At 69.5% G+C, this 23210-nt stretch carries 17 protein-coding genes and 1 pseudogene; 8 read left to right on the plus strand and 10 right to left on the minus strand.

What is annotated here, in order from left to right:
- Positions 1–671: pseudogene (locus SPR02S_RS65440) on the minus strand (N-6 DNA methylase); the annotation flags it as partial.
- A 235-nt stretch (positions 672–906) separates the two neighbouring features.
- Between SPR02S_RS65440 and SPR02S_RS50075 the strand changes: the two are divergent.
- Together SPR02S_RS50075 and SPR02S_RS50080 are read left to right on the plus strand one after the other, a co-directional pair.
- On the plus strand, positions 907–1608 hold the full coding sequence (locus tag SPR02S_RS50075; RefSeq protein WP_019064612.1) for an Rv1352/Rv1906c domain-containing protein: 702 nt from the start codon (positions 907–909) through the stop codon (positions 1606–1608).
- A 134-nt stretch (positions 1609–1742) separates the two neighbouring features.
- On the plus strand, positions 1743–2492 hold the full coding sequence (locus SPR02S_RS50080; RefSeq protein ID WP_019064613.1) for a hypothetical protein: 750 nt from the start codon (positions 1743–1745) through the stop codon (positions 2490–2492).
- Positions 2493–2603: 111 nt separating this feature from the next.
- Here the strand turns inward: SPR02S_RS50080 and SPR02S_RS50085 are convergent, their stop codons facing one another.
- Both SPR02S_RS50085 and SPR02S_RS50090 read right to left on the minus strand, forming a co-directional pair.
- The gene (locus SPR02S_RS50085; protein ID WP_078623248.1) at positions 2604–3344 is read right to left on the minus strand and encodes an HNH endonuclease family protein; all 741 of its coding nucleotides are present in this window, start codon (positions 3342–3344) and stop codon (positions 2604–2606) included.
- 276 nt (positions 3345–3620) lie between these two features.
- Positions 3621–4565, minus strand: coding sequence for an SCO6745 family protein (locus SPR02S_RS50090; protein ID WP_019064615.1), 945 nt, complete (start codon positions 4563–4565; stop codon positions 3621–3623).
- A 106-nt stretch (positions 4566–4671) separates the two neighbouring features.
- Between SPR02S_RS50090 and SPR02S_RS50095 the strand changes: the two genes are divergently transcribed.
- On the plus strand, positions 4672–5265 hold the full coding sequence (locus SPR02S_RS50095) for a TetR/AcrR family transcriptional regulator (RefSeq protein WP_019064616.1): 594 nt from the start codon (positions 4672–4674) through the stop codon (positions 5263–5265).
- A gap of 131 nt (positions 5266–5396) precedes the next feature.
- Here the strand turns inward: SPR02S_RS50095 and mfd are convergent, their stop codons facing one another.
- The 3 genes from mfd to SPR02S_RS50110 form a co-directional block, all read right to left on the minus strand.
- A complete protein-coding gene (gene mfd, locus SPR02S_RS50100) occupies positions 5397–8951 on the minus strand; it encodes a transcription-repair coupling factor (protein WP_019064617.1) in 3555 nt (1184 codons plus the stop codon).
- Between the two features lie 286 nt (positions 8952–9237).
- Positions 9238–11811 (minus strand): ABC transporter permease, encoded by a 2574-nt coding sequence (locus SPR02S_RS50105; RefSeq protein WP_019064618.1) that lies wholly within the window; start codon positions 11809–11811, stop codon positions 9238–9240.
- The gene (locus SPR02S_RS50110) at positions 11808–12596 is read right to left on the minus strand and encodes an ABC transporter ATP-binding protein (RefSeq protein ID WP_026151633.1); all 789 of its coding nucleotides are present in this window, start codon (positions 12594–12596) and stop codon (positions 11808–11810) included. Before SPR02S_RS50110 ends, SPR02S_RS50105 begins: the two co-directional genes overlap by 4 nt.
- A 401-nt stretch (positions 12597–12997) precedes the next feature.
- Here SPR02S_RS50110 and SPR02S_RS50115 point away from each other — a divergent pair, with 401 nt between their 5' ends.
- The gene (locus SPR02S_RS50115; RefSeq protein WP_026151634.1) at positions 12998–14581 is read left to right on the plus strand and encodes an MFS transporter; all 1584 of its coding nucleotides are present in this window, start codon (positions 12998–13000) and stop codon (positions 14579–14581) included.
- A gap of 12 nt (positions 14582–14593) precedes the next feature.
- Here SPR02S_RS50115 and SPR02S_RS50120 read toward each other — a convergent pair whose 3' ends face one another.
- Genes SPR02S_RS50120 through SPR02S_RS50130 form a run of 3 tightly spaced genes read right to left on the minus strand, consistent with a single transcriptional unit; the run spans position 14594 to position 17158 of the window.
- Positions 14594–15754, minus strand: a complete 1161-nt coding sequence (locus SPR02S_RS50120) for an oxygenase MpaB family protein (protein WP_019064621.1) — start codon at positions 15752–15754, stop codon at positions 14594–14596.
- Positions 15755–15810: 56 nt separating this feature from the next.
- A complete protein-coding gene (locus tag SPR02S_RS50125) occupies positions 15811–16866 on the minus strand; it encodes a polyprenyl synthetase family protein (RefSeq protein ID WP_019064622.1) in 1056 nt (351 codons plus the stop codon).
- Positions 16856–17158 carry a hypothetical protein gene (locus SPR02S_RS50130; protein ID WP_019064623.1) on the minus strand — a complete coding sequence of 101 codons (303 nt, stop codon included), beginning with the start codon at positions 17156–17158 and terminating at the stop codon, positions 16856–16858. The genes SPR02S_RS50125 and SPR02S_RS50130 overlap by 11 nt, the downstream gene beginning before the upstream one ends.
- Positions 17159–17483: 325 nt before the next feature.
- Between SPR02S_RS50130 and SPR02S_RS50135 the strand changes: the two genes are divergently transcribed.
- From SPR02S_RS50135 to SPR02S_RS50150, 4 genes are all read left to right on the plus strand, one after another.
- Positions 17484–17918: a DUF485 domain-containing protein gene (locus SPR02S_RS50135; RefSeq protein WP_019064624.1), complete on the plus strand. Its 435-nt coding sequence runs from the start codon at positions 17484–17486 to the stop codon at positions 17916–17918.
- A 23-nt stretch (positions 17919–17941) separates the two neighbouring features.
- Positions 17942–19600: a sodium/solute symporter gene (locus SPR02S_RS50140; RefSeq protein WP_052347198.1), complete on the plus strand. Its 1659-nt coding sequence runs from the start codon at positions 17942–17944 to the stop codon at positions 19598–19600.
- 125 nt (positions 19601–19725) lie between these two features.
- Positions 19726–21447, plus strand: a complete 1722-nt coding sequence (locus SPR02S_RS50145; protein ID WP_019064626.1) for a PHP domain-containing protein — start codon at positions 19726–19728, stop codon at positions 21445–21447.
- A complete protein-coding gene (locus tag SPR02S_RS50150) occupies positions 21444–22043 on the plus strand; it encodes a hypothetical protein (protein ID WP_019064627.1) in 600 nt (199 codons plus the stop codon). The genes SPR02S_RS50145 and SPR02S_RS50150 overlap by 4 nt, the downstream gene beginning before the upstream one ends.
- Before the next feature lie 128 nt (positions 22044–22171).
- Here SPR02S_RS50150 and SPR02S_RS50155 read toward each other — a convergent pair whose 3' ends face one another.
- Positions 22172–23059 (minus strand): hypothetical protein, encoded by an 888-nt coding sequence (locus SPR02S_RS50155; RefSeq protein WP_026151635.1) that lies wholly within the window; start codon positions 23057–23059, stop codon positions 22172–22174.
- Positions 23060–23210: the final 151 nt, after the last annotated feature.

The raw sequence follows: 23210 nt of genomic DNA on the forward strand, positions 1-23210 counted from the left end.
CTCGGGGTGGGGGCGAGTTTCGCGGCGAGCGGTGCGTGAACGGCTGGCGGTGTGTGAACGGTGGGGGCGGTGTTCGCGGGCGGAGCCGTGTTCACAGGGGATGCGGTGTGCACGGGGGATGCGGTGTTCACGGGGGCCGGGGGCGTTGTCGGGCCGGCCGGGGTGTTCACAGCGTTCGGGGTGTTCGGGGCGTTTCGGGCGGCGTGGGTGTTCGGCGTGTTCACAGCCTCCGTGGCGCTTCCCTCCCGCCCCCCGTGAACTCCCCGTCCGCGCACCGCACCGAAGCGCGGCACGATCACCTGCTCCAGCGCGCCGGGCAGCATCGCGGCCATCCGCTCGTCCGAACCGGCGCTCACGTCCAGCCAGACGGTGGGGCGTTCATGGATGAGCAGGAGGGCGCAGCCGGCGTAGACCAGGGCGGTGACCGGGCCCTCGGGGTGGCCGACGAGTTGTTGCCAGACCCGTTCCCGCAGCGGGACTTCGGCGAGTTTCCCCTGCTTGCGCAGCCAGGACTCGACCTCGGTGAGGGCGAAGGCGGGGCTGGTCTCGGTGCCGCCGACCGGTTTGGGGAAGTCCGCGTGGCGGCGGCGCCAGTTGCTGACGGCGGCACGGCCCACACCGGCGAGCCGTGCGATACCGGCGGCGGTCACCTCTGTCGCGTTGTCCTGCACCCGCCCCACTCCTCTCGTCCCGCCGTCCCGCGGACCCCGTTGCGCCTGCTGTCGGCCTGCTGTTCCGTCTGTGACGCCGAGCATACCGACGCACGCAAGATCTACCCCTTCACGGCCGTGTACATGCGAACATGCGTGAACCGTGTTGACTCGGTTCACAGTCTCTGCTCTTATTGACCCAACGAACGAGCGACCGCCGGAGGGAGGCGGTCGCCGCATCGGGGAGGGGACAGCCATGGGGATGAAGGGCAAGGTCGCGCTGGGCGCCATCGTGGGGGTCGTCGTCATCGGGGTCGTGTCGGCGAACGCCGGCGGCAACGGCGGGGACAGCGGTTCGGGCAGCAGCGGCAAGGGCTCTTCGGCGTCCGCGGAACACAAGGACGCCGGGAAGAAGAGCTCGGACAAGAAGGGCTCGACCGAGGCCGTCGAGACCAAGAAGGCCGCGTTCGACGGGGACGGCGACTTCCAGGTCGGCACGGACATCAAGCCCGGCACATATCGCACCAGCGGCAACACCGACGGCATGTGCTACTGGGAGCGGGCCAAGAACGCCTCGGGCGACACGGACTCGCTGCTGGCCAACGACAATGTGAGCGGCGCCAGTTACGTCACTATCAAGTCCACCGACAAGATCTTCAAGTCGAGCGGCTGCAAGGACTGGGAGGCCGTCGACGCGAAGGCGCAGGGCTCCCCCGCCACGAAGTTGGCCGGCGACGGCGGCATGTTCAAGGTCGGCGTCGACATCGCCCCCGGCACCTACAAGTCCACCGGCAACACGGACGACATGTGCTACTGGGAGCGCACGAAGGACGCCGAGCAGGGGCTGGACTCGATCCTCGCGAACGACAACGTGACCGGCACGGCCGTCGTCACGATCAGCGCGAAGGACGCCTACTTCAAGACGACCGGCTGCAAGGACTGGAAGAAGACGGCCTGACGTTCTGACGCTCAGGTCAGGTCAGGTCAACGCTCTCGCGCCGCACCGGCAGAACCGACGGCACCTCTCCGGACCCCGCTTCGGGGCACCCCCCTCATCTCGTCACCGCTCGCCACTTCATCCAAGGAACTGCCATGCGTCGAACCGCACTTGCCGCCCTCTGCCTCACCACCGTGGCCGCCGCGGGACTCACCGGGTGTCTGCCCGGTGAGGACAAGGCGGACAGCAAGCCGAAGGGCCCGTTCGCCGGGCTGACCGGTGGCGAGATCGCCGACCGGTCCCTGACCACCACCACCGCCGCCTCGTCGCTGCGGCTGAAGGGCGACATACCCGACGACGAGAGCGGCGGCACGATCCTGATCGACATGGCGCTGAACAAGAAGGGCGAGTGCGCCGGCACGCTGAGCTTCAAGGGCCAGGGCAAGGCCGACATGGTCAAGACCGGCGACACCATCTACATGAAGTACGACGAGGCGTTCCTGCGTGCGCAGAGCGACGGCGAGTCCAAGGCGGACACCGACGCGGTCGTGGACATGATGGCCGGGAAGTGGACCAAGATGTCCGCGAAGGGCGAGGACGCCAAGGACATAGCCAGCTTCTGCGATCTGAAGTCGATGCTCGGCGGCGCCGAGGACGGCAACTCGGACGCGACGCGCGGGAAGACGACCACCCTCGACGGCACTCCGGCGATCGCCCTGCACGAGAAGGACGGCAAGGACACCTACACGCTCTACGTGGCGACCGAGGGCAAGCCGTATGTGCTGCGCATCGACAGCGTCTCCTCCAAGGACCCCGGGACGCTCACGTTCGGCGAGTACGAGAAGCCGGTGCCGGCGAAGAAGCCCACCGGCAAGATCCTGGACCTGGACGCGCTGGGCAGCTGAGCGACTGGGCAGTTGAGCGGCCGAGCAATTGAACGGCCGAGACCCCAAGTCTCCTGTGGCTACGGCACGTTCACGGGGCGTGCCGTAGCCGCAGGTCAAAGCCGTGTCACCTCAGTTCGCGTGGAACCTGGCCGGCGCGTTCGTCGGGTTGCCCCCGGTCGGCAGGGCCTGCTTCGAGCAGGTGGAGAGGACCCTGACCATCGCGGCCTTCTCCGCCGAGGTGACCCACAGCCCGTACTTCTTCTTCACGGCGACCTGCGCGGCGACATACGTGCACCGGTACGCCTTGTTGGGCGGCACCCAGGTCGCCGTGTCGCCGTCGCCCTTGCTGCGGTTGGCGCTGGCGCCGGCGGCGAGGAGGTTGAGCGGGTCGTTGGCGAGAGCTATGCGCTTGCTGGCGTCCCAGTACTTGGCGCCCTTCTGCCAGGCGTCGGACAGGGCGACCAGGTGGTCGATGTCGACGAGGCTGGCGCCGCGCTTGTATATGACTTCCTTGCCGGAGTAGGGATCGGATTCGAGGACGCCGTACGACACCTTGCAGTCGCCGTCGGTGAACTTCACCTGCTTCAGATCCCGTTTGAGGATGTCGTCCCTGGTGTCACAGCTGTTGGAGTCCGTGTCGGCCCAGGCCGCGCCGAACCGTTCACGGGAGTAACCGGTCTTCGGTGCCCGCCCCTTGACGGTCAGTGACTCGGCGGCGGTCAGGGCCGCGCCCCCGCCGGAGCCCGTGCCGGAGCCTCCGCCTGCCGTCGCCCCGGGCCCGGAGTCGCCCGTTCCCATCGTGTCCTGCTTGCATCCCGCGACGGACAACATGACCAAGGCGGCGATGGCCGCCCCACTCCTCAGACGCATCACGTGCGCCCCTCCCCTTGCTCACCCGGCCCCGCCCCGACAGGGACGGATAGTGACCTGGTGCCCACGTTAGCGGCGGAGATGTTGCGGATATATAGGGCCCGGAGGCACATGGCGCACAAGTAGGGTGTATGGCCGCGACCGAGTTGGCGAAGGCGCCCCTACTTCGCACCCCCTCCCCACACTCCCTCCCCAACACCCGCCTCACGCACCACCGCAGACAGTGCCTCAGGCAGCACTTCGGACACCGCTTCGGACACCACTCCACTCACCGCCTCAGACCTTGCCGATGCCGAGCGTCGACTCCGAGGGCAGCAGCCCGGAGCCCAGTACGGCGACCCAGAACTCCCCCAGCAGGTCGGCGAGTCGGTCGGTGTCGGTCCGGCCGAGGAACTGCCACGGTGCGGCGGCCAGTTGGTCGGTGCGGCGCTCGACCTCCTGACGCAGGTCACGGCCCGCCCTGGTCGCCGTACCCCTGTCGTCTATGACGCCTCGGGCGACCAGGCGTTCGCGGGCGGCCGCCCACTCCTCCGGGCTCCAGCCCCGGCTCTCGAAGCGCTGGACGGAGGCGGCTCCGATCGCGGCGAAGGAGACCAGGGACTCGACGGGGTCGAGGCCGGCGACGAGCAGGGCCGCGAGGTGGCCGTCGCCGCGGTGCTCGCGCAGGATCGTCGCCGCCTGCCACAACTGGAGGTGAGGTTCGGTGGGCCAGGCCAACTCGGCGTTGGCCGCGGCGAGGGGGCGGCCCGCGGTGTTCGCCGCCTCGGCGGCGCGGCGGGCGAGGGCGGCGGCCTCGGCCAACTCCGGGCTGTCGACACGGTCGCCGAATATCGCGCGGTACGCCCGGTCCATACCGCGCAGCCTCGCCTTCAGTACGGCGTCCGGGCTCGCGATGCTCCACGCCGAGTCCATGTGCTCGGCGACCATGCGGGGGCTGAAGCTGTAGAAGGCGGAGGCCACTCGTTCACCGCCGACCGGCCCCAAGGGCGCGGCGCGCAGCGGGAAGTAGCTCGGCCAGCGCTCCTCGGTGTCGTATCCGAGCGCCGCCGCCTCCTCGAAGACCTCCGGCGCGTAATACAGCACCGCGTGGAGGGGTTCGAGCAGGTGCCAGAGCTGACGCACACGGCTCAGCTCCACGGGGGCGGGGCTTTCCGCGAAGGCAGGGCCTCCCGCAGTGGCGCGGCTTTCCGCGGTCTCCACTCCACGCACGTTCTCCGACATGGCGTAACTCCTCGTCGCGTCCCGGCAGTTCCATAACTTGACACTGACAAGATTGCACCAACCGCCCGAACTTGTCAATGCCTAGATTCGGCGTACGCTGCTGACCATGAGCACAGCCAAGACTTTCGGTGACAGCCGCCGCCCGTACCACCACGGCGATCTGCGCCGCGCCATCCTCACCGCCGCGCTCGACGTCATCGCCGCCGACGGCCCGTCCGGGCTGAGCCTGCGGGATCTCGCCCGCCGTGCCGGTGTCTCGCACGCGGCGCCGGCGCATCACTTCAAGGACCGCACCGGGCTGTTGACGGTGATCGCGGCGGAAGGATTCGGGTTGCTGGCCGGCGCGATCGGCGAGGCGGCGGACCTGAAGGACGCGGGCGTGCGGTACGTGCGTTTCGCGCGCGAGCATCCGGCGCACTTCCAAGTGATGTTCGCGCCCGAGCTGTTGCGCGAGGGCGACCTCGAACTCGCCACGGCCCGCGCCCTCGCCACCGATGCCCTGCGCCATGCCGTCTCCGCCGTACCGCCCGAGGGACGTGGCGCCGACGCCCGCCTCGCCGGTGTCGCCGCGTGGTCCCTGGCGCACGGCTTCGCGACGCTGCTGCTGGGTCACAACCTGGACGGGGCGGTGGGTGAGCGGGATCCGGAGGAGGTGTTCCGGGTGCTGGCGTCGATGTTGTTCCGGGTGGCGGCCGACTGAGCGGGCTCGGCTCAGGGAAGCGGTGCCGCCACCGGGTGCCGCGAGGTTCGGACCACGCACCCGGCCCGACGGTCCGATGGCGGCCACATTGCCCCAGGACGGAGGCGCGTGACCTGGGTTTCAGCCTCGTCCTACGACCCCAGGATCGAAGCCAGGAACTCCCCCACCCAGCCCAGCAACTCCCGCCCGACGAGCGGCTTCCCGCCCACTTTGGCCGTCTTCGGGCGCGGTACCAGCACCTGGTGGGCGGCCGGCTTGATGACGGTGCCGGGGTAGAGGCGCTTGAGGCGCAGCTCCTGGGACTCCCTCAACTCCACCGGTGCGAAGCGGATGTTGGTGCCCTGGAGGACGATGTCGCCGACACCGCACGCGCGCGCGAGCATGCGCAGGCCCGCCACCAGCAGCAGGTTCTCCACCGGCTCGGGCAACTTGCCGTAGCGGTCGACGAGTTCCTCGCGTACGGCCTTGATGTCCTCCTCCGTGTTGGCGGAGGCGATGGACCGGTAGGCGGAGAGGCGCAGGCGCTCGCCGGGGGCGTAGTCGTGCGGAACGTGGGCGTCGACCGGGAGCTCGATCTTGACCTCCAGGGGCGGCTCCTCCTCGACACCGCCCTCCAGGGAGGCGCGGTAGTCCGCGACGGCCTCGCCGACCATGCGGACGTACAGGTCGAAGCCGACGCCCGCGATGTGGCCGGACTGTTCGCCGCCCAGGAGGTTTCCGGCGCCTCGGATCTCCAGGTCCTTCATCGCCACGTACATGCCCGCGCCCATCTCCGTGTGCTGGGCGATGGTCGCGAGGCGCTCGTGGGCGGTCTCCGTCAGGGGCTTCTCCGGGGGGTACAGGAAGTACGCGTAGCCGCGTTCGCGGCCACGGCCCACCCTCCCGCGCAGCTGGTGCAGCTGCGACAGACCGAAGTTGTCGCCTCGTTCGACGATCAGCGTGTTCGCGTTGGAGATGTCGATGCCCGACTCGACGATCGTCGTCGACACCAGGACGTCGAACTTCTTCTCCCAGAAGTCGACGACCACCTGCTCCAGGGACTGCTCCGTCATCTGGCCGTGGGCCGTGGCGATGCGCGCCTCCGGGACGATCTCGCGCAGTCGTGCCGCCGCGCGGTCGATCGATTCGACGCGGTTGTGGATGTAGAAGACCTGGCCCTCGCGCAGGAGTTCGCGGCGGATCGCGGCGCCGATCTGCTTCTCCTCGTAGGGGCCGACGAACGTCAGCACAGGGTGACGCTCCTCCGGGGGCGTCGTGATCGTCGACATCTCGCGGATGCCGGTCACCGCCATCTCCAGGGTTCTGGGAATCGGGGTGGCGGACATCGTCAGGACGTCGACGTTCGCGCGCAGCTTCTTCAGCTGCTCCTTGTGCTCGACGCCGAAGCGCTGCTCCTCGTCGACGATGACCAGGCCGAGGTCCTTGAACTTGGTCTCGGAGGAGAACAGACGGTGGGTGCCGATGACGAGATCCACGGAGCCCTCGCGCAGGCCCTCCAGGGTCGCCTTCGCCTCCGTGTCGGTCTGGAAGCGGCTCAACGCCCGTACGTTGACCGGGAATTGCGAGTACCGCTCGGTGAACGTCCCGAAGTGCTGCTGCACGAGCAGGGTCGTCGGAACGAGGACGGCGACCTGCTTGCCGTCCTGTACGGCCTTGAAGGCGGCCCGTACGGCGATCTCGGTCTTGCCGTAGCCGACGTCGCCGCAGACCAGCCGGTCCATCGGGATCGACTTCTCCATGTCGTCCTTGACCTCGGCGATGGTCGTCAACTGGTCGGGCGTCTCCACGTACGGGAAGGCGTCCTCCAGCTCCCGCTGCCAGGGCGTGTCCGCGCCGAACGCGTACCCCGGGGCGGCCATCCGGGCCGAGTACAGCTTGATGAGGTCGGCCGCGATCTCCTTGACGGCCTTCTTGGCGCGCGCCTTGGTCTTCGTCCAGTCGGCGCCGCCCAGGCGGTGCATGGTCGGGGACTCGCCACCGACGTACTTGGTGATCTGCTCCAGCTGGTCGGTGGGGATGTAGAGCCGGTCGCCGGGCTGGCCGCGCTTGGCGGGGGCGTACTCGACGACCAGGTACTCGCGCGTGGCGGTCTGCACCGTGCGCTGCACCATCTCGATGTAGCGGCCCACACCGTGCTGCTCGTGGACGATGTAGTCGCCCGCCTCCAGGGTGAGCGGGTCGATGGTCTTGCGGCGGCGGGCCGGCATCCGGACGCCGTCCTTGCCGGCGGCCTTCTGCCCGGAGAGGTCGGTCTCGGTGAGGACGGCGAGCTTGAGCGCCGTATCGACGAAGCCGTAGTCGATCGAACCGGTCGCCACGTGCACTACGGAGGGGGCGATCTCCCCCAGCTCCGTCTCCAGGCGGGCCGCCACGCCCTCGGTACCGAGGACCTCGACCGTGCGGGCGGCGGGGCCGTGGGCCTCGGTCACGAAGACCGTGCGCCAGCCGTCGGCGAGCCAGCCCTTGGTGTCGGCGAGAGCCTTCGCGGTGTCGCCGCGGTAGGTCTCGGGGGCGTGCATCCCGAGCTTCAGGGTGTCCCCCGCCGCGTCAGCGGCAAATGTCTCCGTCAGCTCTTCGTCGGCCGCGAACGGCGACACCGACCACCACATCATGTCCAGCTCGCGCGCCCGGTCCCGTACGTCCGCGATGGCCCACAGGGAGGCCGCGCCGACGTCGATGGGCGCCTCGCCGCCGCCCGCGGTCGCGGCCCAGGAGGCCTGTAGGAATTCCTGCGAGGTGGCGACGAGATCGGACGCACGCGTGCGTACCCGCTCCGGATCGCATACGACGGTCATCGCGCCCTTGGGGAGCACGTCGAGCAGCAGCTCCATGTCGTCGACGAGCACCGGGGCCAGCGACTCCATGCCCTCTACGGCGATGCCCTCGGCGATCTTGTTGAGCAGCTCGCCCAGTTCGGGGTGCTGTTCGGCGAGGGTACGCGCACGCGTGCGGACGTCTTCCGTCAACAGGAGTTCACGGCACGGGGGTGCCCACAGGCCGTGTTCGGCGACCTCCAGGGAGCGCTGGTCGGCGACCTTGAAGTAGCGGATCTCCTCGACGTCGTCGCCCCAGAACTCGATGCGCAGGGGGTGTTCCTCGGTGGGCGGGAACACGTCCAGGATGCCGCCCCGTACGGCGAACTCGCCGCGCTTCTCGACGAGCTCCACGCGTGCGTACGCGGCGGCGCCGAGCGCGTCCACGATCGCGTTCAGGTCGGCGGTCTGGCCCGTCCTCAGGGCAACCGGCTCCAGGTCTCCGAGACCCTTGACCTGCGGTTGCAGCACGGACCGCACAGGCGCCACGACGACGGAGACCGGGCCCGTCTCCGGGTCGTCCTCCCTGGGGTGGGCCAGGCGGCGCAGGACGGCGAGGCGGCGGCCCACGGTGTCGCTGCGCGGGCTGAGGCGCTCGTGCGGGAGGGTCTCCCAGGACGGGTAGTCCACGACGCCGTCCGGCGGGAGCAGTGAGCGCAGGGCTGCCGCCAGGTCCTCGGCCTCCCTGCCCGTCGCGGTCACCGCGAGGACGGTACGGCCGGTCTCCCTCGCCAGCGCTGCCACGGCGAAGGGGCGCGTCGCCGGGGGGCCCACCAGGTCGACGTGCATGCGGTTGCCGTCGGTCGCGGCGCGGGTGGCTTCCGCGAGGGCGGGGTCCTTGACTACGGCGTCGAGCAGACCGTGCAGGCTCATGGAGGGGCGCTTCCGTCCGGGGGGTGGGCAACACGAAGGGCCCGACGCGGGTAGTGGGCCGGGGGGTATCCAGCGTACGTCGGTGCGCTGCCGTATGCCGGGGCCTGTGGATAACCCTCGCTTCCTTGGCACCCCGCGCTGCCGAAAAAGCCTTTCCAACAGAGAAGTGGACCTCAAAGACAACAGACAAACGACAAGAAAAAACAAGCCCGGCGCCAAGAAGTCCCCCGTGACTTCTCGGCGCCGGGCCTGCCCCCGTTCCCCCGTTGGACAGTGGCTCGGTTGGCTATTCGGTGGCGATCGCGTTCAGGACGTTCATCCGCCCCGCCCGGAACGCCGGGATCAAGGCAGCGAACAGACCCACGAACGCCGACCCGACGAACACCGCGATGATCGTCCCCCAGGGAATCTCCAGGACCTTCAAGCCCTCCAGGGCGAGCAGCTGCTGAGCGGTCGCGCCCCAGCCCATCCCCAGCCCCAGGCCGAGCAACGCTCCGAAGAGGGCGATCACGACCGACTCCATGCGGATCATCCGGCGGAGCTGGCGACGGGACATCCCGATCGCCCGCATCAAACCGATCTCCCGGGTCCGCTCGACGACCGACAGCGCGAGGGTGTTCACGACACCCAGGACCGCCACGATGATCGCCAGAGCCAGCAGCCCGTAGACCATGTTCAGGAGCTGGCCGATCTGGTCCTTCAGTTCCTGCTTGTAGTCGGTCTGGTCGCGCACCTGGTACTGCGGGTACGGAGCCATGGCCTTCTTCAGGGCCGCGTACGCCTGCTTCTCCTGGCCGTCCTTGGCCTTGGCGAACATGATCTCGTTCGGCGGGATCTTGTTCGCGGGGACGTACTTCTGCATCGTGGCGATGCTCGTGTACCGCGCACCCTGGTCGATGGCCACGTCGTCGTCCGTGATCGCCGCGATCTTCAGCTTCGCCGTCTCGCCGCCCTTGAAGGCGACGCTGATCGTGTCGCCGACGTGGACGCCGTGCTTCTTGGCGTACTTGGAGCCCACCGACATCGCGTTGGTCCCGTAGGCGGCGGACAGTTCGCCGGCCGTGGTGGCGCGGCGCAGGTCCTGGGCGTAGGACGGGTCGGCGGCGGTGATGCCGTCGGTGTCCTTCTGTCCGTCGGGCGAGGTGAGGGTGGCGTCGAGGTCCTTGTAGCGGGTGACGTGGACGAGGTCGGGCGACCGTTCCATCGCCTTCTCGGCCTGCGGCACGATCCGCTGGTTGCCCTGGACGATGAAGTCGGCGCCGACGGACTTGTCGAGCTCGCTCGTCGCCGAGGCGACCATCGAGGAGCCGACCACCGACAGACAGGCGACCAGTGCGAGGCCGATCATCAGGGCCGCACCCGTAGCACCCGTACGCCTGGGGTTGCGGAGCGCGTTGCGTTCCGCCAGGCGCCCCACCGGTCCGAAGGCCCGCAGCAGGACCGCACTGATGACCCGTACGACCCCGTTGGCCAGTAGTGGGCCGATGATGACGAAGCCGATCAGGGACAGTACGACACCCGCCCCTAGTACCAGCGAACCGTCCGCCGCCTTCTTCGCGGTCGCCGCCGCGAACAGGGCGGCCACACCGGCACCCGTCAGCACCAGGCCGATCAGACCCCGTACCCAACCCGCCTTGCCGTCGGCCGGTGTACCGGCGTCGCGCAGTGCGGCCATCGGGGAGACCTTGCCGGCGCGGCGGGCCGGGAGGTAGGCGGCCAGGATCGTGACGATGACACCCAGCAGAAGACCGAGCACCGGGGTGGTCCACTTCACCGTCAGGTCCCGGGTCGACAGGTCCATGCCCGCCGCGCTCATCAGCTTCATCAGGCCTACGGCGATGCCGACACCGGCGCCGACACCGAGGATCGAGCCGACGATCCCGAGCAGGGTCGCCTCGACCAGCACCGAGCGGTTGACCTGGCCGCGGGAGGAGCCGACCGCCCTCATCAGGCCTATTTCGCGGGTCCGTTGGGCGACCAGCATCGAGAAGGTGTTGATGATCAGGAAGATGCCCACCAGGAACGCGATCCCGGCGAAGCCGAGCATGGCGTACTTGATGACGTTCATGAACTGGCCGACGCCCTTGCGGTTCTCGTCGGCGTTCTCCTTGGCCGTCTGGATCTTGTACGTCCCCGACGAGGCGAGGGTCTGTGCCACGTTCTGCTTGAGCTGGCTGTCCGTCACACCGCTCGCGGCGGTGACGCCGAGCTGGGTGAACCGGCCGGTGGCGCCCAGGAGTTCACGCTGCGCGGTGGCGGTGTCGAAGTAGACGACGGCCGCACCGGGGTTGGTCACCTTGAAGGTGGCGATGCCGACGATCCTCGCGGTGAAGTCACCGGTCTGCGAGATGGTGCGCAGCGAGTCGCCCATCTTCAGGTGGTGCTTGTCGGCGGTGTCGGCGTCGACCATCGTCTCGGTCGGACCACGCGGGGCGTGGCCTGAGGTGATCTCCATCGAACGCAGGTCGTTCTTCGTCCAGTTGCCCGCGATGGTGGGCGCGCCGGTCGAGGAGCCCATGTTCTTGTTGGCGCTGTTCACGACGGTCACGTTCATCGAACTGACGCCGCCCTCAACGGACTTGACGCCCTGGGCCTTCGCCACCTGCGCGACCGTGGAGGCCGGCAGCGACTCGGGCAGTCCGTTCTGCGGGGTGCTGCCGTCGGCCTTGGCCGCCTTCGGCAGGACCGTCACGTCGGACGCGGTGGCCGTGAAGAGCTTGTCGAACGTCGTGTTCATCGTGTCGGTGAACACCAGCGTGCCGCACACGAACGCCACCGACAGCAGCACGGCTATCGCGGAGAGCGCCATCCGCCCTTTGTGCGCGAAGAAGTTGCGCCTCGATGTCTTCATGACGGTCATGACGTACGCCCCCGCGCGTCGAAGTCCTTCATGCGGTCGAGAACGGTGTCGGCGGTCGGCTTGAACATCTCGTCGACGATTCGGCCGTCCGCGAGATACAGGACACGGTCCGCGTACGACGCGGCCACCGGGTCGTGCGTGACCATCACGATGGTCTGGCCGAGGTCGTCGACGGACCGGCGCAGGAAGCCCAACACCTCAGCGCCCGCACGGGAGTCGAGGTTTCCGGTCGGCTCGTCACCGAAGATGATCTCGGGGCGGGCCGCCAACGCCCGTGCCACGGCGACGCGTTGCTGCTGGCCGCCGGAGAGCTGGTTGGGCCGGTGCTTGAGCCGGCTGGAGAGTCCGACCGTCTCCACGACCTGCTCCAGCCAGCCCTTGTCGGGCTTGCGGCCGGCTATGTCCATGGGGAGGGTGATGTTCTCCAGCGCGTTCAGCGTCGGCAGCAGGTTGTACGCCTGGAAGATGAACCCGATCCGGTCCCGGCGCAGTTGGGTGAGCTTCTTGTCCTTGAGGCCGGTGATCTCGGTCTCGTCCAGGTAGATCTGCCCGGAGGTCACGGTGTCGAGCCCGGCGAGGCAGTGCATGAGCGTGGACTTGCCGGACCCCGAGGGGCCCATGATCGCGGTGAACTGGCCGCGGGCGATGTCCACGTCGACATGGTCGAGGGCGACGACGCGGGTCTCCCCGGCCCCGTAAGCCTTGACGACCTGCCGCGCTCGCGCGGCAACGGCCGTACGCCCTCCAGTGCCCCCGTGCCTGGGAATGGTCACAGCCGATGTCACGGTATGTCTCCTAAGTCGGTCGGCAGATGAGCGTGCCGGTGTCCGGTCGATGCGGTTCACGTGGTTACGACGATGAGTCTGGTGGTGGGAGGGGGTCCGGCGCGCTGGTGCTCAGCGCAGTCTTTCCCGGGGGAAAACCCCACCCTCCTGGGTTCGGCCTGCCGCCCCCCAGCGGCATAAAGCCAGGTTAAGGACAGCCCCCCGCCCTTCTCCTCCTCCGTCGGTACGAACCATCCCCGGGTCGTAGTACGGAGGGACCCCTAGGGGCTCTCCACCGCCGGGTGGAGTCGATCTCGGGGTTCGGTCCACCCAGTGACCCGACCAGGTTCCGCCCTGCCGCTACGTGAGGGTCAAGTGAGAAGCTGGTGCGCGGCAGATAGATGCAAGGGGAAAGGATTCCGGTGGACCAGGGGGACAGGGACAGCGACACCGAGATACGACCCGAGGCGGCCGAGCAGCCCACGCCGGCGCCTCCGGACCAACCCACGCCTCCCGACCGACCTACGCCTCCCGACCAACTCACGCCGGCCCCTCCCGACCGGCGCCGGAAAGCCGTCGTCGCGGCTCTCATGCTCGCGATGGCACTGGCCGCCCTCGACTCCACCATCGTCTCTACCGCCGTACCGCAGATCGTCGGTGACCTCGGCGGCTTCTCCGTCTTCTCCTGGCTGTTCTCCGGCTATCTGCTGGCCGTGACGGTCACCCTGCCCGTCTACGGCAAGCTCTCCGACACCTTCGGCCGCAAGCCGGTGCTGATCACGGGCGCGGTGGTCTTCCTCGCCGGTTCGCTGCTGTGCTCGGTGGCCTGGAGCATGGGCGCGCTGATCGCGTTCCGGGTCGTACAGGGCCTGGGCGGTGGGGCGTTGCAGGGCACCGTGCAGACGCTCGCCGCCGATCTGTACCCGCTGAAGGAACGCCCCAAGATCCAGTCGAAGTTGTCCACGGTGTGGGCGGTGTCGGCGGTCGCGGGCCCTGGTGTGGGCGGACTGCTCGCCGCGTACGCCGGCTGGCGCTGGATCTTCCTCGTCAACCTCCCTGTCGGAGCGGTGGCGTTGTGGCTGATCGTCCGCCACCTCCACGAACCGCAACGCACCCGCACCTCCCGCCCCCGCGTCGACTGGGCGGGCGCACTCGCGGTGTTCGCGTGCGGCGGCGTGCTGATCACCGCGCTGGTGCAGGGTGGAGTCGCCTGGGACTGGCTCTCGGCACCCTCAATGGCCCTGTTCGCTACGGGACTTGGGCTGGCCGGAGTGGTCGTGGCGATCGAACGCCGGGCGGCCGAGCCCATCATCCCGGGGTGGGTGTGGCGGCGCCGTACGATCGCGGCGGTCAACTTGGCCCTGGGCGCACTGGGGTTGCTGATGGTGGCGCCGAGTGTGTTCCTGCCGACGTACGCGCAGTCGGTGCTCGGCCTTGCACCCGTGGCGGCCGGATTCGTGTTGTCCGTCTGGACGTTGAGCTGGCCGGTGTCGGCCGCGCTGAGTCAGCACGTGTACCGGCGGATCGGTTTCCGCAACACGGCGATGATCGGGATCGGGGCGGCGACGCTGATCCTGTTCGCGTTCCCGTTCCTGCCGTATCCGGGCGCGGCCTGGCAGCCGATGGTGCTGATGCTGCTGCTCGGCGCGGCCCTCGGGCTCTTCCAACTCCCGCTGATCGTCGGGGTGCAGTCGACGGTCGGGTGGGAGGAGCGGGGCGTGACGACCGCGTCCGTGCTGTTCTGCCGCCAGACCGGCCAGACCATCGGCGCGTCCGTCTTCGGGGCCGTGGCCAACGGGGTGCTGGCGTCCCGGCTCGGTGGCGCGAGCGACCTGGACTCGGTCACGCGGGGGCTCGATGCGGGGGCCGTGCCGGAAGCGACCCGGCGGGCGATCGCGGACGCGGTGCACGCGGTGTACCTCGGCGCGGGCGTCGCCGCCGGGGTGGCGTTCCTGGTGCTGCTGTTCCTCGCGCCGCGCCGGTTCCCGGTCCTCAAGGAGCAGTGAGGGGCGCTTGGTTCAGGAGACGGTGGCGGCCGGTGGGGTCCAACGGCGGGTGCGCGGAACCGAGTTGGAGACGCCGTAGTCCTTCTTGAGCTGTTCGGGGATGGCGTAGTGCATGACGCGGCCGCGGGTGAGGGAGGACAGCTCCAGGACCGTGACGAGGTGACCGAGGCGGTCCAACGCCCAGGCGCCGAGCGGGGAATGGTCCTCGATGGTCTCCAGGACGCCGAGGAGATGGGGCACGGCCTTGACGACCGTGTCCCACGGAGTGCGCGGCACCTGGAGCCAGTCGGCGCAGGTGTCGCCGATGAGATGGCGGATGAGGGCGGAGACGATCGGGTCGAAGAAGGTCCCGGGGACGACCTCCTCGTAGAGGTCGATGAGTTGGCGGGTCAGGTGCGCGCCCTCCTCGGACGGGCCCATGTGCCGGACCATGTACAGGTCGAGGAACTGCCGTGCTTCCTCAAGGGACTCGGGCACGGCGTCCTGGTCGACGCCGAGCATCGCGCCGACCACGCGCCAGGCGTAGTAGTAGGCCTCCGCGCCCTCCGTCGACATGTGGATGCCGAGCCGGTGCAGGCTGTCCAGCACGAGCATCGAGAAGAACATCTGCCCGCCGATCATGTCCTCTTGGCAGATCGGCGTCCCCAACTCGGCCGTGTCCCAACGCCTTTCGCGGACGAGGTGGTGGCGGATGGAGGCGTGCAGGAGGCGGACCTTCTGCACGGCGGGGATGAAGCGGCTGCCGGCCTCGAAGGCGTCGGGCTGCATCAGATAGACGGTGAACTGCCCTGTCTCCGCCATGCGTTTGGAGGGGTACTTCAGCCCGTGGCTGGCCGACAGGAGTTTCGCGACCGGCGGGACGACGTAGCAGGCGGGCATGGAGGCGAAGGACAGGGCGGTCGAGATGTGCACGTTGTTGTCGATGAAGAACAGCCGGGCCCTCTCCATCTCGCCCCAGTCGACCCAACTCGGCGGCGCGCTGGTGGCGTTGAGGTACTCCAGGGCTACGGCGGGCAGGCCGTCCGGCAGCGGGGCGCCCGCCACGGAGACGTAGCGCATGAGGGTGTTGAACTTGCCCACCTCCCCGCGGTCGAAGAGTGCGGCGACGGTGGCGTCGGCGAGTTCGTCACCGGCCAGGCGCAGGCCGTTCATCGACGTCTCGGTGTAAGTCACTGTGGGCTCCTCGAAGTTCGCGGGCCAGGACGTGCGCGGATCGGGACGTTCGCGGGTCAGGAGAGGCGGACCGTCGCCGAGTGGGCCAGCGCGGTCAGCGCGGCCTCGGCGGGGGCGGGAACATGCAGCTCGTGGAGGGCGTCGAGCGCCTCCTCGACCCGGGCGGCGATCATGCCCTCGACCCGGTCGGGCGCCTTCAGCCGACGCATCGTCTCGCGCACCGTGTCCAACTCGGCTTCGTCCAGACCGCGTTGGCCCATGAGCGTGCGGAGCCGCTCCCGGTCCTCGGCACCGGCGCTGCGCCAGGTCTCGGCCAGGAGGGCGGTGGGCCGGTGGCCGCGCACGTCGTCGGCGTTGGCCTTGCCGGTGTGTTCCGGATCCCCGAACAGGCCGAGGACGTCGTCCCGCAACTGGAAGGCCTCGCCCAGCGGCAGCCCGTACGCCGAGTAGCCGTCCCGCAGCCGCCCGCCGGCCCCGGCGAGCGCGCCGCCGATCAACAGGGGCTGTTCCACGGTGTACTTGGCGGTCTTGTAGCGGATCACCTTCAGGGACGCGGCGGTGTCCGGCTCGGCCCCGGTGCGCAGGATCTCCAGGCACTCACCCGCGATCAACTCCCGTGCCAGCACCGCCCACAGCGGCCGGGCGCGGGCGAGATACGCCCCCGGCAGCCCACTGGTGGCGAACAACTGCCCGGCCATGCCCATCAGTTGGTCGCCCACCAGCATCGCGAGGGACCTGGCGGCCGCGACAGCCCGCGGGCGGCGGCGTACGGCTCCGCGCAGCGCGATGTGGGCGGTGGGGCGGCCGTGCCGCAGCGGGCTGTCGTCGATGAGGTCGTCGTGCACGACCGCGGCGGCGTGCACCAGTTCCATCGAGGCCGCCGCCCGTACCAGCGCGTCGCTGTCAGGCTGCCCCGCCGCGCGCCAGCCCCAGTAACAGAACGCCGCCCGCAGCCTTTTGCCGTCCGCGACCGCGGCCTCCAACTGCCCGGCGACCGGGCTCAGCGCCGGGTCGATCTCCGCGAACCGGTCGGCCTCCTCGGCCACGAACCGATGGAGGACCTGGTCGACACGGCCCTTGAAAGCGGCCGGTTCCCATCGCTCAGACGCCATCGGCGGCGGCCTGTCGGGCGAGTGCGTGCCGGGCGAGGGTCTCCAGATGCGCCGGAGGCACAGCGACATACCGGTCCAGCACCAGGCGCCCGCGCGCCGCCAGATCCGACTCGGCGTCCGCCGCCAACTCCGCGACGTCGGACCGGAACAGCAGCCCCCGTACGACCCCCAGGGCCGAGCCCACCACGGACCCCACCGCCCCCGCCGTGCTCACCGCCAGCTCGGCCGACCCGGCCACCAGCAACAACGCCCGCTCGCCCAGACCCTCGTGCCGATCCGTCGCCCGTGTCATGCCACTCCCACCCGTATCCCACCCGTAGTACTTCCGGGCGACACCGATCACCCGCCCCCCTGTCAGGATCGCGACAGCCAGGGCACACGAGAGGAGAAACTCACGATCGAGTGATCACTTCGCTCGGCCGTACGGACAGCAAGACAGCACAGACAGCAGGGCCAACACCCAAGGTCAGCACCCGGTTGACGCCACAAGCCCACACCGACCGCCCAGTTCGGCGAAAAGCACCCACATCCCCCAACCGGCGAGTAACATGCGTCACCCGCTCCGCCCACTCCCTGCGGTCCGCCGCCACGGACCCGAGCCACGCAAGGAGCACGGGATGTCCTACGACCCGTACCCTCCGCATGATTCACCCGCCCCGCACGACTCGCCCCTACCCCGTCTCACCTACCCCTGGCAGCCGCCCCCGCCCCCGCCCGAACGCCGCCGTCTCCCCCGTCGTCCCGCCCTCGGCAACCACAGCGACCTGCGCATCCTGCGCGGCGCGTACCGCCGTCAGCGACGCGTGGCGACCACCGCCGCGCTCGGCTACTTCTGCCTCTTCCTCGGCCTCTCCGCGTTCGCGCCCTCGCTGATGTCGAGCACCGGCACCGGCGGCGTGCCCACCGGGCTGCTGCTGGCACTGCTCCAACTCCCCGTCACCTGGCTGGCGATAGCGCTCTACGAGCACACGGCCCGCCGTCGCGTCGACCCCCTCGCGGACCGCTTCCGCAAGCAGGCCGAACTGGACGCCAGGCGGGAGGCGGCACGATGACCGCGACGACCACCCTGACCGCGATGACCGGCTTCAGGGACTCCGCACAGACCATGTCGCTGGTGGCCTTCACCTCCGTCGCCACGATCACCCTCCTGCTCTGCGTCATGACGGGCCCAGACCGCGACGACCTCGACGAGTTCTACACGGGCTACGGCTCCCTCTCTCCGCTCCGCAACGGCCTTGCCATAGCCGGTGATTACATCTCCGCGGCGAGCGTGCTGGGCGCGGGCGGGGTGATCGCCCTGTACGGCTACGACGGTGTGGTGCTCGCGCTGAGCACGGCCCTGTCGTTGCTGCTGCTGATGTTCCTGCTGGCCGAACCGCTGCGCAACGCGGGCCGGTTCACGATGGGCGACGCGCTCACCCGCCGGATGCCGGGGCGTTCCGTACGGATCGTCGCGTGCGCGGCGACGATCATCGCGCTGCTGCCGCTGATGCTGGTCCAACTCGCGGGCGCGGGACAGCTGTTGGCGTTCATCCTCGGCTTCTCCAGCGACTTCCTGCAGACCGGCTGCGTCATCGGCCTCGGCGCGCTGATGATCAGCTACGCGGCGATCGGCGGGATGAAGGGCACCGCGCTCATCCAGATCCTGAAGATCGTGATGCTGCTCGGCTCGGGAGCCGTGACAGCCGTACTCCTACTGAACCGTTTCCACTGGGACTTGGGCACGTTCTTCGACACGGCGGCGGAGCGCAGCGGCGCCGGACCGGCGTTCCTGCACTCGGGACTCGAGTTCGCCGGAGGCCCAAGTCCCCGGCTGGACATGATCAGTTCACAGCTGACGGTGGTGATCGGCGGCGCTTGCCTCCCGCACATCACGATGCGCATGTACACCGCGTCGAGCGCCCGGCAGGTGCGGCGGTCGATGTCGTGGGCGGTGTCGAGCGTGACGCTGTTCGTGGTGATCGTGACGGTCGTCGGGTTCGGTGCGACGGCGCTGCTCGGCCGGGCGGCGATCGCGCGGGCCGACCCGCAGGGCAACACGGCGTATCTCCTGGGCTCGCGGGCGGCGTTCGGGGCCGACGTGTCGACGACGGAGGCCCTCCTCTTCACCACCGTCACCACGGCCGTCTTCCTCACCCTGCTCGCCTCGGTCGCCGGGATGATCCTCGCCTGCGCCGACTCCCTTGCCCACGACGTCTTCGCGACCCGTGTCCAGGAGATGCCGGTGCGCCGCGAGATGACGCTGGCCCGCTACTCGGCGCTGGCGGTGGGCGTTCCGGCGATCCTGCTCGCGACGCTGGTCCAGCACCGCAGCCTGCAACCCCTGGTGACCATGTCCTTCTGCCTGGGCGCCTCGGCCATAGCGCCCGCCCTCGTCTACAGCCTCTTCTGGCGCCGCTACACCCGAACAGGCCTGCTCAGCACGCTCGTTGGCGGCACCCTCGCGGTCCTCCTCCTGATGCCGGGCACGAACCTGGTCTCCGGCTCCCCCACCGCCGCGTTCCCGCACGCCGACTTCAACTGGTTCCCGTTCACCACGACGGGCCTGGTCACGATCCCCCTCGGCTTCGCCTTCGGCTGGCTCGGCACGATCGCCTCGGGCCGCCGCGAGGAGGAGGAACAGCGCAGGCGGTACGACGCGATGGAGGGCTGGATCCTGGCGGGGGCGGTACGCAGAGACAGCGGCGAGGCACACGGAGAGACACCGTATGACCGACGCAAAAGCCCCGCATGACCCACGTTGTAGCCGTGCATGACTCGTTCTTTGCCACACCACCACCTCGACTCCCGCTGTTCACCGCCCCTTTCCAGACTCTGCACGTCCGAGCGTGAAGGTCCCTGCATCAGCGGGAGTTGAACATGAGCCACGGCCACAGTCACGGCGACCACGGTCACCACCACCATCACCACCACGGGGACGGCGACACCTCGTCGCTGCCGCCCGCCCTCGACACATCCGTCCCGGACGCCGAGTTGACGCCCAGTCAGCTGTCGCGGAGAGGCATGCTGCGCCGAACGGGTCTGCTGGGCGCGGGACTTGCCGCGGGCGGCGTGCTCGCGGGGGCGGGGGAGGCAGCCGCGTCGGCACAGCAGGCGGCGCAGCAGCAGGCGGCCAAGTCGTCCAAGGGCAACGGCCGTTACCTGTGGCTGGCCGGCGACCACCACATCCACACCCAGTACAGCAGCGACGCGAAGTACCGGGTCATCGACCACGTACGCCAGGCGAACGCGCACGGCCTGGACTGGATGGTCATCACCGACCACGGCAGCGTCGCGCACGCCAAGATCGGTGTGGAGAAGGTCAATCCGGACATCGTCGACGCCCGCGAGAAGACCGACGACACCCTCGTCTTCCAGGGCCTGGAGTGGAACATCCCGGGCGCCGAGCACGGCACGGTCTTCGTGCACCCCGGCTCCAACGAGGTAGCCGTACTCAAGGAGTTCGAGAACTCCTTCGACGGCAGCGTCAAGAACGCGAGCGGCAACTCGCCCGCCAACGAGGCCCTCGCCATCGCGGGCGTCAACTTCCTCGCCGACCAGGTCCGCCGCCGCAAGGTCAAAGACGCGCTGTTCCTCGCCAACCACCCGGCGCGCAAGGGCATCGACTCCCCGCACGAGATCCGCGGCTGGCGCGACGCGCAGCCCTCGATCGCCGTAGGCATGGAGGGCGCCCCCGGCCACCAGGCGGGCGGCATCCCCAAGCCGAACGGCCCCGGCGGCGGACGCGGCATCTACGACGGCAGCCCGAGCGCGGACTCGTTCCCCGGTTACCCGCTGGAGAGTTACCGCACCTGGGGCGGCTTCGACTGGATGACGTCGACGGTCGGCGGCCTGTGGGACAGCCTCCTCGCCGAGGGCAAGCCCTGGTGGATCACCGCCAACTCCGACTCCCACAACGTCTACGCGGACACGGCGGTACGCGGCCCGGGCGGCGACTTCAACGCCAACGGCCGCTACGAGGACCCGGTTTACGGCACCGGCATCAGCCTCACCGACACCGACTTCTGGCCCGGCCAGTACTCCCGCACCCACGTCGGCGCGTCCTCCTTCGCCTACAAGGCGGTCATGGACGGCATCCGCGCGGGCCGCGTCTGGGTCGACCACGGCGGCCTGATCAGCGGCCTCGACGCCCGCCTGTCGTACGGCGGCCGAGAGGTCACCCTCGGCGGCGCGCTGCACGTACGCCGAGGCGCACAGGTGGACCTGACCATCAGGATAAGCCTGTCCAACGGCCCCAACTGGGCCCAGTTCCAACCGACTCTGGCCCGAGTCGACGTCATCCAGGGCGACGTCACAGGCCCGGTCACGGACAAGGACACCTTCGCCACTCCGAAGACAAAGGTCGTCAAGTCCTTCGAGGTCAACAAGTCGACGGGCACCGTCCGCCTCACATACTCCCTCGGCCGCCTCGACAAGCCGGTCTACGTCCGCCTCCGCGGCACCGACGGCAACCGCTCCGCCGTAGGCATCAACGGCGCCGCCGTAGACCCCGTAGGCCCCGCGATGGACGTCCTCGGCGACGCCGACCCGTGGAAGGACCTCTGGTTCTACTCGAATCCGATGTGGGTCCTCCCCGCATGACCACCCCCTACGACCCGTCCGGCGTCCACCCCGTCATCGGGGTGGACGCCGGCACGACCACGCTCCGCGAGGCGGACCACCTGATCCGCGACCTGACGACCACGCTCGGGCTTCCACTGGGGACGGTCGCCTGCACCCACCTGATCCGGACGGAGGGGCGGAGGGGTACGGCGGTTTCCCTTGCCCTGCCGGAGAACGGTTCGGTGGAGGAGGTCTGGCGACGGCTCACGGCAACAGAGATGGGCGCGGCCCTGGACGACCGTAGACACGGTCCCGCCGGGGCGGCTGCCGCGGCCGCGGCCGAGCACGCCGCGCGCCGGTCCGGCCGAGCCGTTCTCTTCCCTGGCTCGGATCAACTCACCGGCACGCTCACGGTGGCCGACCTCCTGCAACTGTCCGCCGTGGACAGAGTGATCGTGGTGGGCGCGACGTCGGGCGACAGCCCCGACCCCGTCATACCCGTACAGACACAGGACCACGTACGCCCCGAATGGCGCGAAGGACAACTGGTCCTGGCTCTGGTACCGGCCGCAGGCAACACCCTGGCCCCGTTCGAGGTCCCCAACCCGACGCCTTGCTGCGCAGATCACCCGTGACTTAGACCGCCGGGCAACCGCGATCTACCTAGGGGCGCGGGGCTGTGTTCAATGTGCGGCTACCGCCGCGTGGGCGCGACCAGCCCCCACCGGGCCGGCACACAACCACAACCGCGCCCCCCGTCACATCACTCCGCCGCAGCCCGCCCAGTAAGCGCAGTCAAACTACTCCGCACATGATCCATATGCGCCTGCACGTCATCCCAAGTCTCCCCATGCTCGCGCAGCACCCGCTCCGTATCCCGAGCAACCCGCTCCGCCCGCACCCGAGCCTCCGCCACCACCTCGGCCGCCCGTTCCGCCGCCTCTTCCTGCCGCCGCCGATCCGACAACTCCGCCTCGGCGAAGGCCTGTTGCGCCTCGGAGAGCGCCGCCTCGGCACGGGCGATCCGCTCGGCGTACTGCGCGTCCAGAGCACCAGCGCGCTCCTCCGCGGAACGCTCCTCCGCAGCCCACCGCTCGTCGTGCTCCTTGGCCTGCTCCCCCAACATCGCCGCGGTCCGCTGCCGCACCTCACGCAACGCGGACAACGCCTCCGTACGCCCCTCCTTCACCTCCCGCCGAGCCCCGATCCGAATGTCGTCGGCCTCGGCACGAGCGGCAAGGAGCCGCTGCCGAGCCCGTTCCTCAACCTCGGCACGGAGCGCGTCAGCGCACTCCCGCGCAGCCTGGCGCACACCCGCGGCGCACGCCTCGGCCTCCGCGACCTGCTCCTCCGCCGCCCGCCGCGCGGACTCCCGTAGCGCCGCGGCCTCCTCCACCCCCAACTGGAACAACCGCTGAGCCCGCTCACCCAACGTCTCGTACGTCTGCGGAGCGAGCCGGGACACGGCGACCCGCATCCGCTCGGCCTCCGCCTCCATGTCCTTGGCCAGTACGGTCAGCCGCGCGGCCCGCTCCCACGCCACATCCCGGTACTGCGAGATCGCCGCCGCGTACGAGTCGACCTGGTCGGGGCGGTAGCCGCGCCCCCGTACGGCCACGAAGCCACGTGGTGACACCGATGCGCTGCTCATCCTGGAACCCCTCTCCATCCGACGGACACGACATGATGATTTGCCGCATATCTTGATGGATCGGGCGTAAGTGTTCATAACGCGACACTCCGCAGACAGGTCACGGGCATCACGCGAACGAGAACGGAAGCGGGAACGACCACCGGCGCAC

The sequence above is a fragment of the Streptomyces prunicolor NBRC 13075 genome (assembly GCF_000367365.1).
Lineage (GTDB): Bacteria > Actinomycetota > Actinomycetes > Streptomycetales > Streptomycetaceae > Streptomyces > Streptomyces prunicolor.